Below are 11,103 nucleotides of genomic sequence, written 5' to 3'. Positions count from 1 at the left end.
GTCAGATAAGTCTCTTCTTGATTCATTGAGCAGTTCCTCTTGCTTAAAGGGCTGCACTCAATCGTCGCCAAACGATTGGGTGGCAGTTGTACGCGGGTTGGCGAACCGGAGCAAAAGGAACCCGGCAGACCCGAAGGTCTCCCACGCACAACCGCCATGAAGCGATGTGGCGGTAAATGTAGCCGCCATCAGGGTTGTCGTGCGCCTTAAGCTGTTCGGGTCGCCAAACCCGGTGCTGAACATTCAGCATCGGGTGAGCTTAGAAACCTGGGCTTTTCGGCGCAATCGGACGGCGGTGGTGCAGGTTGTAGGACGTTGCCGGGATGGTTGAAGGGCTGGAGATCAAAAGATCGCAGCCTGCGGCAGCTCCTACAGGGGGCGCGGATTATTCAGCGGGCGGCGTCAGCTTCGCTTCCATCTCGGCGACTTTGGCTTCGAGGCTTTCGAGGCGGGCGCGGGTGCGGGCCAGGACGACCATCTGGCTATCGAATTCTTCGCGGCTCACCAGATCCAGTTTGCTGAAGGCGCTTTGCAGCAGCATCTTGAACTGGCTTTCGATTTCGGCTTTGGGCAACGGGGTGTCGCCGCTGAACAGGCGGGAGGCGGTGCCGCTCAGGGCGTCGAGGAAGTCTTTGGGCGCGAGCATGGAATGTGTCCTGTAAACAGTGGCGGGCAGTGTATCACGCAGTGTCTATAGTCATTGACGCAGGCACGGATGCACGCTTTTCGCGCAAGCGGACGGACGGCAGCGCACCGTTGTTGTGCGTAACCGTCGGGGCTTTTCTGCGCGGGCGCCTGCGGCAGCGGCCAAGGGATTGAAATCAGAGGAATTTGGCGAGATGGCAAGCTTTCTGCTTAGTCGGTAGTGACCCATGCACTGATGCAGTCGCTGTGACGAATGCAGTGCGGCAGGCGGGACGGGGAGTTTCGTCGGCAGCGGTTAGCTGGCGTCAGTCGGGCAGGTAGGGCCGACGATGCGTTACAAAGCCAGGCACTGCGCTTAGACTTGAGTCGGGTTTGTTTTCCTGGGGCAAGTCCACCAATTCGGGAGAGAGTTTCATGAAGCTAGTCACTGCCATCATCAAGCCGTTCAAGTTGGACGACGTGCGCGAGTCGCTGTCCGAAATCGGCGTGCAGGGCATTACCGTTACTGAAGTCAAAGGCTTCGGCCGGCAGAAGGGTCACACCGAGCTGTATCGCGGCGCGGAGTATGTGGTCGATTTTCTGCCCAAGGTGAAAATCGACGTTGCCATCGACGACAAGGATCTGGATCGGGTTATCGAGGCGATAACCAAGGCTGCCAACACCGGCAAGATCGGTGACGGCAAGATCTTCGTGGTCAATCTGGAACAGGCGATTCGCATCCGTACCGGCGAAACCGATACCGACGCGATCTAAACGCCGCCACAAACCCAACGCCCCAGGAGAAAACAATATGACTCTGCGTAAATTCGCAGGGCTAGGCGCCCTGTTGTCCATCGTAATGCCCGGCCTGGCCATGGCGGCAGATCCGGTGGCGACTCCAGTCCTCAATTCCGGCGATACCGCCTGGATGCTGACCTCCACAGCCCTCGTGCTGTTCATGACCATTCCAGGCCTGGCGCTGTTCTACGGCGGCATGGTGCGGTCGAAAAACATTCTTTCGGTGATGATGCAGTGCTTCGCCATTACGGGGCTGATCAGCATCCTGTGGGTCATTTATGGCTACAGCATTGCGTTCGACACTACCGGTATGGAGCAGGGCGTCGTCAACTTCAATTCCTTCGTCGGCGGCATGGGCAAGGCATTTCTGGCCGGTGTGACTCCGGCGAGCCTGACCGGCCCGGCGGCGCTGTTTCCTGAGGCGGTGTTTGTCACCTTCCAGATGACCTTCGCGATCATCACCCCGGCACTGATCGTCGGTGCGTTTGCCGAGCGGATGAAATTCTCGGCGATGCTGATCTTCATGGGCGTGTGGTTCACCCTCGTCTATGCACCGATCGCGCACATGGTCTGGTCCGGTAACGGCGGCCTGTTGTGGGACTGGGGCGTACTCGACTTCGCGGGCGGCACCGTGGTGCATATCAACGCCGGTATCGCCGGTCTGGTAGCGTGCCTGGTACTGGGCAAGCGCAAAGGCTTCCCGACCACCCCGATGGCCCCGCATAACCTCGGTTACACCCTGATGGGCGCGGCGATGCTGTGGGTCGGCTGGTTCGGCTTCAACGCAGGTTCCGCCGCCGCCGCCAATGGCACTGCCGGCATGGCGATGCTGGTCACTCAGATTGCTACTGCTGCAGCGGCTCTGGGCTGGATGTTTGCCGAGTGGATTACCCACGGCAAGCCGAGCGCACTGGGTATTGCTTCGGGTGTGGTTGCCGGTCTGGTGGCGATCACTCCGGCTGCCGGTACCGTGGGCCCGATGGGCGCACTGGTGATCGGTCTGGCGGCGGGCGTGGTGTGCTTCTTCTGCGCCACCACCCTGAAACGCAAACTCGGCTATGACGACTCCCTGGATGCCTTCGGCGTGCACGGTATCGGCGGTATCCTCGGTGCGATCCTCACCGGTGTATTCGCTGCACCGTCGCTGGGTGGCTTCGGCACCGTCACCGACATCGCCGCTCAAGTATGGATTCAGTGCAAAGGCGTCGGCTTCACGGTGATCTACACCGCAATCGTCACGTTCATCATCCTCAAGGTTCTGGATGCCGTGATGGGTCTGCGTGTGACCGAGGAAGAAGAATCGGTTGGCCTGGACCTGGCACAACACAACGAACGCGGCTACAACCTGTAAGTACGCGCATCAAAAAAACTTGCCCGGCTTGCCGGGCATTTTTTTGTCTGGAATTTGTCATTCAAGTAGTGGCTGAAAGGTTTTTTCGTACGGCTTTGGTCGTGTTTACGACAAGCGTTTTTCTGCGGCCAATCGCTTACATCATTGCAGGAATATTAGGGCCTTTGTTTTTTCCCAGAGCGCGCTAGAATGCGCCCCGAACGTGCGGAGAACTGTATGTGGCAACAGACTCTGATAACCCTGCGGGCACGGCCCCGGGGCTTTCATCTGGTAACGGACGAGTTACTCGCCGGCCTGCCTGAACTCAAGGCGTGCCGGGTCGGTCTGTTGCATTTGTGGCTGCAGCATACCTCGGCGTCGTTGACCATCAACGAGAACGCCGATCCGGCGGTCCGTCGCGACTTCGAACGATTTTTCAATCGTCTGATCCCACAAGGAACAGACGGCTATGAGCATAACGACGAAGGCCTGGACGACCTCCCGGCGCACTTCAAGGCCAGCGTGCTTGGCTGCCAGATCAGTCTGCCGGTTTCGGCAGGTCGTCTGGCACTGGGAACCTGGCAAGGCGTTTATCTGGGCGAGCACCGTGATCATGGCGGTGCCCGTAAAGTCCTCGCCACCTTGCACGGTGAAGGGGCGTAAACCGTTGGTCACCAGCGGTTACCGATTTTTTCCCGGCGACTTTCGACAGTCGCCAAAGCTGGTCTATAACTAATCTGCTTTTCGCAAGTCATGAGGTAGAACATGAGCGACGATGATCTGGAAAACGACGACCTCGAAGTAGGCGACGAAGACGAGGCCGAGGAAGGTCTGGAAGCAGCAGCGGAAGACGTTGCTGAAGACGATGGCGGTGACGATACACCGGCCCCGGCTGCCAAAGGCAAAGCCAAGGCTGCGGTGTCGGTTGACGAGTTGCCGAGCATCGAAGCCAAGAACAAGGAGCGCGACGCCCTGGCCAAGGCCATGGAAGAATTCCTTGCGCGCGGCGGCAAGGTGCAGGAAGTGGAGGCCAATGTGGTCGCCGATCCGCCCAAGAAGCCGGACAACAAGTACGGCAGCCGCCCTATCTGAGGCGTGCTACCTGCTTGCTGAAAAAGCCCGCCGTCGCTGCGGGCTTTTTCATGGGTGATGAAAAAGCAAAGGATCGCAGCCTGCGGCAGCTCCTACAGGGAAATGCTTTCCAAGGTAGGAGCTGCCGCAGGCTGCGATCTTTTCAGCGGTTCCAGCGCGCCAGCACAGCCGGCAAATCGGTCAGGCTGCGGATCTCCGCATCCGGCAGGCGCTCGGCTTCCCAGTCCTTGCCCGTCGGGTTGAACCAGATCGCACGCATGCCCGCTTGTTGTGCGCCGGCAATGTCATCGCCGGGATGATCACCAATGTGCACGGCCGCTTCAGCACTCACACCGCCGCGCTGCAACGCTTCGTGGAACAGCCGCGCATCCGGCTTGGCAATACCGATATCCTCAGCGCACAGGGCAAACTTGAAGTAATCCGCCAGCCCCAACCGACGCACGTCGGCATTGCCGTTGGTGACCACGCCGAGAGCGTAGTGGTTGGCGAGGATTTCCAGGGTTGGTTCGACCTCGGGGAACACCGTGATCTGGTGCCGCGCATGCAGGAACACTTCAAAGCTTTTGTCGGCAAGATCCGCTGCTTCGCCGTGGGCATAGCCGGCGTCTTCAAGTGCATGAAACAGCACGCGTCTGCGCAACGCACTGATGCGATGTTTGAGGCCCGGCTCATTGGCCAGCACCCGTTCACGAATCGCCCACAAATGCTCGACCGGCACCGCGCCCAGGTTCGGTGCGTGTTCGCTCAGCCATTCGCGCAACACCGCTTCAGCGCTGACGATCACCGGGGCGGTGTCCCAGAGGGTGTCGTCGAGGTCGAAGGTGATCAACTGGATGTTCATGAATCGTCGCCTTTGCTGCGTTTGGCCCGTGGGTGGGCGCTGTCGTAGACCGCCGCCAGGTGCTGGAAGTCCAGGTGGGTGTAGATCTGCGTGGTCTTGATGTCCGAGTGGCCGAGCAGTTCCTGCACCGCGCGCAGGTCCTGCGAGGATTCAAGCAAATGGCTGGCGAAGGAATGCCGCAGCATGTGCGGGTGCAGGTTCTGCCCCAGCTCACGCTCGCCGGCCAGTTTCACGCGTAACTGAATTGCGCGAGGGCCGAGGCGCCGGCCTTGCTGGCTGACGAACACGGCGTCGTCGGCCGGGTTGGTCATGGCCCGCAACGGCAGCCATTGTTCCAGTGCTTCGCGAGCCTTTTTGCCGACCGGCAGCAGGCGGGTCTTGCTGCCCTTGCCGAGCACCTGAACCATGCCGTCGGCCAGATCCAGCTGATCGAGGTTGAGCCCGGTCAGCTCGGACAGGCGCAGGCCCGAGGAATAGAACAGTTCGAGAATCGCCTGATCACGACGAGCGAGAAAGTCGTCCTCGACCGCACCTTCCAGCAGTTGTAACGCACGGTCAGTGTCGAGGGTTTTCGGCAGGCGCCGTTCGCCTTTCGGCGGCGCCAGGCCGGTCGCCGGGTCGTGGTCGCACAGGCCTTCGCGATTGAGGTAGTGATAGAGCCCGCGCACGGCCGAGAGCAGGCGTGCGAGGCTGCGCGAGGATTGGCCCTGCGCATGCAGGCGGGCGATCAGGCTGCGCAGGCGCTGAATATCCAGCGTCGCCCAACTGCCGATGTTCTGCTTGAGGCACCAGCCGAGGACTTTATCGAGGTCGCGGCGGTAGGCCGACAGCGTGTGCGGCGACACCTGTCGCTCACTGCGCAGGTGTTCGCAGTAAGCGTCCAGTTGTCGTTCCATGCTCAGCGTACCGAGCGCAGGGAGCTGTTGACCCGTGGCAGCACGCGGCCCATGACTTCGGCGATGTAGCTGAGGAACAGCGTACCGACCGAACTCTTGTAGTGCTGTGGATCGCGGCTGGCGATCGCCAGAATGCCGTGGATGCCTTGATGGCTGACCGCGACCACCGCTGTGGAGCCGATCTGCTTGCGCTGTTCTTCGCCGAACAGGAAGTCCAGCTCATGTTCACGCAGGGTACCGCTGACACTTTTGCCTTCGGTGAGCAGGCCACCGATCGCGGTTTGCGCGTCGGCGTGGGTCACCCAGCGACCAACCGGGGCCGGGTTGTCGCCGAGCAGGATCAGGCTGACAAAAGGCACCTGGAAATCCTGGCGCAGGCTGTCTTCGACGCTAATCACCACGTCTTCCAGACTGGCCGCGTCCATCAGGGACAGGATCAGGCGACGGGTCTTGTCGAACAGCCGGTCGTTGTCGCGGGCGACGTCCATCAACTGCGAGAGGCGATGACGCATCTCGATGTTGCGGTCGCGCAGGATGCTCATCTGTCGTTCGACCAGCGATACGGTGTCACCGCGCTGGTGGGGAATGCGCATGGCCGGCAGCAGTTCTTCGTGCTCGACGAAGAAATCCGGATGAGCCTCCAGGTATGCGGCAACCGCTGCCGCCTCCAGGCTCTCGGACGCTGATTCGTCGGACTGTCGGGCGGGTACCTGAGGCTTATCGGTCATGGTTTCTGCTCACTCAAAGACGCACTTGTCCTTCGTATACACGCACTGCCGGACCGGTCATCAGCACCGGTTGGCCAGGGCCCGCCCATTCAATGGACAGACGCCCGCCGGGCAGGTCGATCAACAGCGGCGAATCCATCCACCCCTGACTGATTGCCGCGACAGCCGCAGCGCAGGCGCCGGTGCCGCAGGCCTGGGTTTCCCCTGCGCCACGTTCCCAGACGCGCAACTGCGCGCGGTTGCGGTCGATGACCTGGATGAAACCGACATTGACCCGCGCCGGGAAGCGCGGATGGTGTTCGATTTTCGGCCCCAGTTCATGCACCGGTGCACTGTTGATGTCCTGCACGCGCAGCACCGCGTGGGGGTTGCCCATCGACACGGCGGCCAGTTCGACCGTGGTGCCGTCGACTTCCAGCTGATAGCTGGCAGCCTGCGCTGGCGCTTCGAACGGAATATCCGCAGGCACCAGACGCGGCGCGCCCATGTTCACACCGATCTGGCCGTCGTTACGCACGTCCAGTTCGATGATGCCGCCCTTGGTCTCGACGCGAATCTGCCGTTTGGCGGTCAGGCGCTTGTCCAGAACGAAGCGGGCGAAGCAGCGCGCACCGTTGCCGCACTGTTCCACTTCCGAGCCATCGGAATTGAAGATCCGGTAACGGAAATCCACGTCCGGATTGCTCGGCGCTTCGACGATCAGCAACTGGTCGAAACCGATACCGGTGTGCCGGTCGCCCCATTGCTTGGCGTGCTTGGGCTGAATATGCGCGTGCTGGCTGACCAGGTCGAGAACCATGAAGTCATTGCCCAGGCCGTGCATTTTGGTAAAACGCAGCAGCATGGGTTACTCCGGCAGCAGGCTTTCGCCGGCAAACAGCTCGGCCACGGTTTCGCGGCGGCGCACTTCAAAAACCTGATCACCGTCTACCAGCACTTCAGCGGCGCGACCACGGGTGTTGTAGTTGGAGCTCATCACGAAGCCGTAGGCACCGGCCGAATGCACGGCCAGCAGGTCGCCTTCTTCCAGCGCGAGCTCACGATCCTTGGCGAGGAAATCGCCGGTTTCGCAGATCGGGCCGACCACGTCGTACTGGCGTGCGGCGCTGTCACGCGGCTTGACCGCGGTGACGTCCATCCAGGCCTGGTACAGCGCCGGGCGGATCAGGTCGTTCATCGCCGCGTCGACGATGGCGAAATCCTTGTGTTCGGTGTGCTTGAGGTACTCGACCTGGGTCAGCAGCACGCCGGCGTTGGCGACGATAAAGCGGCCCGGTTCGAACACCAGCGCCAGATCTCGCCCGTTCAGACGCTCACGCACGGCCTTGATGTAGTCGCCGGCCAGTGGCGGCTCTTCATCGCGATAGCGCACGCCCAGGCCGCCACCGAGATCGATGTGGCGCAGGTGAATGCCGCAATCGCCGAGTCGATCGACCAGATCCAGCAGACGGTCGAGGGCGTCGAGGAACGGTGGCAGGCTGGTCAGTTGCGAGCCGATGTGGCAGTCGACACCGATCACTTCCAGGTTCGGCAGGTGCGCGGCACGCACATACACGTCTTCGGCATCGGCAATGGCGATGCCGAACTTGTTCTCTTTGAGACCGGTGGAAATGTACGGGTGGGTGCCGGCATCGACGTCCGGGTTGACGCGCAACGAGATCGGCGCGCGAACGCCCAGCTCGGCAGCCACCACTTGCAGGCGCTCCAGCTCGTCGGTGGATTCGACGTTGAAGCAGTGCACGCCGACTTCCAGCGCGCGACGCATGTCGTCACGGGTCTTGCCGACGCCGGAGAACACGATCTTGTCGGCACTGCCACCAGCGGCCAGTACGCGTTCCAGTTCGCCACGGGAAACAATATCGAAACCGGCGCCGAGACGGGCCAGGACATTCAGCACGCCGAGGTTGGAGTTGGCCTTGACGGCGTAGCAGACCAGGTGCGGCATGCCCGCCAGGGCATCGGCGTAGGCCAGATACTGGGCTTCGATGTGCGCGCGCGAATAAACATAGGTGGGCGTGCCGAAGCGGTCGGCGATGGCGGACAGCGCCACACCTTCCGCGAACAGCTCCCCGCCACGGTAGTTAAAAGCGTCCATGGCGATCCCTTATTGGTAAACGTCGTGCTTGTGTGCTTTGGACGGCTGCTTCTGCGAAGACTGGGCTTGCTCGGCCGGGTCCTGATCGTCATCCGGCAGGTACAGCGGGCCTTTTTGACCACAGGCCGAAACGAGGCAGGCAACCGCGACGAGCGCAGCAAGGGAAGAGATCAGGCGCTTCATGGCGAAATCCTTGAAAATGCGTTAATTGCGCCGGAGTATACCGGCCACCCGGCAGCTTGCCTATGCGAGGGGGTTCCCGTCCGGCGGGGCTCTGTGAATACATACAAACCCCTGTGGGAGCGGGCTTGCCCGCGAAGACGTCGGTCCAGTCAAGAAAAATGCTGGACGTGCCGGCCCCTTCGCGGGCAAGCCCGCTCCCACAAGGGACGGGGCAGGTGCTTGGTCGTTAATCTTTGCAATCGGCCAGCAGCGTCCGTATCTTGCGGCGCTTGAGCCTGATCAGACATTTTTTGAGGTTGCCACAATGAGTTTGTCCGAAGCGCGTTTCCACGATCTGGTCGATGCCACCCAGCAGGCGTTGGAAGAGTTGCTGGAGGATCATGCCGACGATATCGAGATCACGGCCGGCATGATGACCATCAAGTTCGATAACGGCAGCCAGCTGATCATCAGCCGCCAGGAGCCGCTGCGTCAGCTGTGGCTGGCGGCGCGTTCCGGTGGTTTCCATTTCGACTACGACGAAGAGTCGTGCAAGTGGAGCTGCGAGAAGTCCGAAGAGTTGCTCGGCGAAGTGCTGGCTCGTTGCGTCCAGGAACAGGCCGGCCTCGAGCTGGATTTCGAAGAGATCTGATCGTGACCGAGGCTGCCCCGCGTCCACCCAAGCCGCTCTACAGCAACGTCAGCCCCGCGGTGCCGTCGCCGTGCACCGGCGTGTGCCGGCTGGACGAGCAGAAGGTCTGCCTCGGCTGTGCGCGGCATGTCGAGGATATTCGCGAGTGGCGCTCGGCGGATGATGAGCGCCGGCGGGTCATCTGCGCCCAAGCCGCAGACCGCCGCAATTCCTCAATGTAGGAGCTGCCGAAGGCTGCGATCTTTTGCTTTTAAAAATTCAAGATCAAAAGATCGCAGCCTGCGGCAGCTCCTACGGGGCTGGCCGGGGCGGGTGGCTTGTATATTTTTTGAGCTGTGATAGTGTCCGAACACGCCTCAACCCATCGAGGCCTGGTGAAAACCCCGTCTTTTTTGGCGGGGTTTTGCTTTTTTTGTGTGCAGAAGAAAGGAGTCTGCCCGGATCATGACCGCACCTTCCATCACTCTTACCCGTCTGGACGTACAACGTCTGGAGCGCCTGATCGACAGCCTGGATGACACGCTGCCGGGCGTGATCGCGCTGCAAACCGAACTGGATCGCGCCGACACCGTGGTCGGCCACGATGAAGTGCCCGCCGATGTCGTGACCATGAATTCCCGCGTGCACTGCCGCGAAGAAGGCAGTGGCAAGGACTATCACCTGACGCTGGTTTATCCCAAGGATGCCAACGCCGATGAAGGCAAGATTTCGATCCTGGCGCCGGTCGGCAGCGCCCTGCTGGGCCTGAAAGTCGGCCAGCACATCGACTGGCCGGCTCCCGGCGGCAAGACCCTGAAACTGACCTTGCTGGAAGTCGAATCGCAACCGGATAACGGTGGCGTCTTTCCTGAGTAATCCCGCCTCAGACCTGTTCGAGCGCCTCGTTCAGGGCGCGCTCCAGGTCGGCCTTGTAGCGCAGATACAAATTGCTTGAACTCTGACCATCACCGAGCAGGCCCGAGAGGTCCAGGTCGGTGATGTAGCAGCGATAACGTTCGGGCTCGCGGCGCTGCTCGACGATCTCCCGGGCGACCACGCGGAACAACTGGTCGCCATGTTCCAGCTCGCTGAATTCCCGTTGATTGCAATACAGCGTGACCTGCACCTCGGCGGGCGCAGCCTTGCCGATGATCGCCTGTACGTCGTAGAACGGTTTGTTGACCGGAGTCTGCGGCGCCGGCCGCGCTTCGACCCGACGCGCGCGCCCCGGCCCCGAAGGCAATAACTGGTAATACAAAGTTTCAAGGCCGACCGCCGGACTGGCGTCCATCGGCAGCAACGCTTCACGCCGGTACTGGATCGATTGCAGGAAGCGCTGCAGCGGCACCAGCAGGCTCTGCTCGTCGTGGTACGGCAGATGCTGTTGCCACAGCGCGTTGAACTCATCCAGCACGTACAGCTCGGCCTGTTGTTCGCTGATCCGGTAGAACACCTGAATCGCTTCCGGCTGGCCCATCGGCAGAATCAGCGCGAGGTCGTGCTCCTCCAGCGCCATCGGGTCCAGGTGCAGCGGGCTGTAGCGCGGCTGTTCTTCGCCCAGATAATCCAGCAGCGCCGGCAATGTCGCGAGGGCGACGTGATTGACCTGACCCGGCACCAGTTCAAGCACGTGATAGTGCTGTTGCACCTGAATCAGATACCGATGGTTCAATTCGCTGAGCAGCAGGTTCTGCGCCGTGTCGACGATTTCCTCGACACGGCGGGCAATGAACTGCGCACGGTTGTGGCAGAAGCAGCGCACTTTCAATGATGGCTGCTGTGGGCCGCGGGGCAGATTGTTGAGGTAGTCGCGCAGGCAGTCGAGCAGTGCGTGGGGACCGTCGAAGCGGTTGACCAGCACTTCGTTCCAGCTGTTGAGCGTGACCTGATCGAGGGTCAATACAAG

15 protein-coding genes are annotated in these 11,103 nt (G+C 61.2%); 7 read left to right on the top strand and 8 right to left on the bottom strand.

Features of this window, described 5'->3' with window-relative positions; genetic code table 11:
- Positions 1 to 385 precede the first annotated feature (385 nt).
- Positions 386 to 646: an accessory factor UbiK family protein gene (locus DBR18_RS09650; protein WP_007920416.1), complete on the bottom strand. Its 261-nt coding sequence runs from the start codon at positions 644 to 646 to the stop codon at positions 386 to 388.
- 413 nt (positions 647 to 1,059) lie between these two features.
- Between DBR18_RS09650 and glnK the strand changes: the two genes are divergently transcribed.
- The 4 genes from glnK to sutA all read left to right on the top strand — a co-directional run bounded on the left by glnK (position 1,060) and on the right by sutA (position 3,844).
- Entirely contained in the window at positions 1,060 to 1,398 is a 339-nt protein-coding gene (gene glnK / locus DBR18_RS09645) for a P-II family nitrogen regulator (protein WP_002555808.1), read from the top strand.
- Positions 1,399 to 1,435: 37 nt separating this feature from the next.
- On the top strand, positions 1,436 to 2,773 hold the full coding sequence (locus DBR18_RS09640) for an ammonium transporter (protein WP_108590158.1): 1,338 nt from the start codon (positions 1,436 to 1,438) through the stop codon (positions 2,771 to 2,773).
- A gap of 216 nt (positions 2,774 to 2,989) precedes the next feature.
- The gene (locus tag DBR18_RS09635; protein WP_003229414.1) at positions 2,990 to 3,415 is read left to right on the top strand and encodes a secondary thiamine-phosphate synthase enzyme YjbQ; all 426 of its coding nucleotides are present in this window, start codon (positions 2,990 to 2,992) and stop codon (positions 3,413 to 3,415) included.
- Positions 3,416 to 3,517: 102 nt separating this feature from the next.
- Positions 3,518 to 3,844: a transcriptional regulator SutA gene (gene sutA / locus DBR18_RS09630; RefSeq protein ID WP_016772583.1), complete on the top strand. Its 327-nt coding sequence runs from the start codon at positions 3,518 to 3,520 to the stop codon at positions 3,842 to 3,844.
- A 142-nt stretch (positions 3,845 to 3,986) separates the two neighbouring features.
- Here the strand turns inward: sutA and DBR18_RS09625 are convergent, their stop codons facing one another.
- The 6 genes from DBR18_RS09625 to DBR18_RS09600 are packed head-to-tail and all read right to left on the bottom strand — an operon-like array spanning position 3,987 to position 8,587.
- Positions 3,987 to 4,685 (bottom strand): HAD family hydrolase, encoded by a 699-nt coding sequence (locus DBR18_RS09625; RefSeq protein ID WP_108590157.1) that lies wholly within the window; start codon positions 4,683 to 4,685, stop codon positions 3,987 to 3,989.
- Positions 4,682 to 5,581, bottom strand: a complete 900-nt coding sequence (xerC, locus tag DBR18_RS09620; protein ID WP_108590156.1) for a tyrosine recombinase XerC — start codon at positions 5,579 to 5,581, stop codon at positions 4,682 to 4,684. The genes DBR18_RS09625 and xerC overlap by 4 nt, the downstream gene beginning before the upstream one ends.
- Before the next feature lie 2 nt (positions 5,582 to 5,583).
- Positions 5,584 to 6,309, bottom strand: a complete 726-nt coding sequence (locus DBR18_RS09615; RefSeq protein ID WP_097089519.1) for a DUF484 family protein — start codon at positions 6,307 to 6,309, stop codon at positions 5,584 to 5,586.
- A 13-nt stretch (positions 6,310 to 6,322) separates the two neighbouring features.
- Entirely contained in the window at positions 6,323 to 7,153 is an 831-nt protein-coding gene (gene dapF / locus DBR18_RS09610) for a diaminopimelate epimerase (RefSeq protein ID WP_108590155.1), read from the bottom strand.
- A gap of 3 nt (positions 7,154 to 7,156) precedes the next feature.
- Positions 7,157 to 8,404 (bottom strand): diaminopimelate decarboxylase, encoded by a 1,248-nt coding sequence (gene lysA / locus DBR18_RS09605; protein ID WP_108590154.1) that lies wholly within the window; start codon positions 8,402 to 8,404, stop codon positions 7,157 to 7,159.
- A gap of 9 nt (positions 8,405 to 8,413) precedes the next feature.
- Complete coding sequence (locus DBR18_RS09600) at positions 8,414 to 8,587, bottom strand: lipoprotein (protein ID WP_007911098.1); 174 nt, start codon at positions 8,585 to 8,587, stop codon at positions 8,414 to 8,416.
- 304 nt (positions 8,588 to 8,891) lie between these two features.
- On the opposite strand from DBR18_RS09600, the gene cyaY reads away from it, so the two are divergent.
- The 3 genes from cyaY to rnk all read left to right on the top strand — a co-directional run bounded on the left by cyaY (position 8,892) and on the right by rnk (position 10,073).
- Entirely contained in the window at positions 8,892 to 9,218 is a 327-nt protein-coding gene (cyaY, locus tag DBR18_RS09590; RefSeq protein WP_108590153.1) for an iron donor protein CyaY, read from the top strand.
- Positions 9,219 to 9,220: 2 nt separating this feature from the next.
- Complete coding sequence (locus tag DBR18_RS09585; RefSeq protein WP_108590152.1) at positions 9,221 to 9,439, top strand: DUF1289 domain-containing protein; 219 nt, start codon at positions 9,221 to 9,223, stop codon at positions 9,437 to 9,439.
- Positions 9,440 to 9,662: 223 nt separating this feature from the next.
- Positions 9,663 to 10,073, top strand: coding sequence for a nucleoside diphosphate kinase regulator (gene rnk, locus DBR18_RS09580; RefSeq protein WP_108590151.1), 411 nt, complete (start codon positions 9,663 to 9,665; stop codon positions 10,071 to 10,073).
- A gap of 7 nt (positions 10,074 to 10,080) precedes the next feature.
- On the opposite strand, the gene DBR18_RS09575 is transcribed toward rnk, so the two are convergent.
- On the bottom strand, positions 10,081 to 11,103 hold a 1,023-nt coding region (locus DBR18_RS09575; protein WP_177482362.1), incomplete at its 5' end, for a class I adenylate cyclase.

Source organism: Pseudomonas sp. HMWF021 (genome assembly GCF_003061005.1).
Classification (GTDB): Bacteria; Pseudomonadota; Gammaproteobacteria; order Pseudomonadales; family Pseudomonadaceae; genus Aquipseudomonas.
This window is presented reverse-complemented; position numbering and strand designations above follow the sequence as displayed.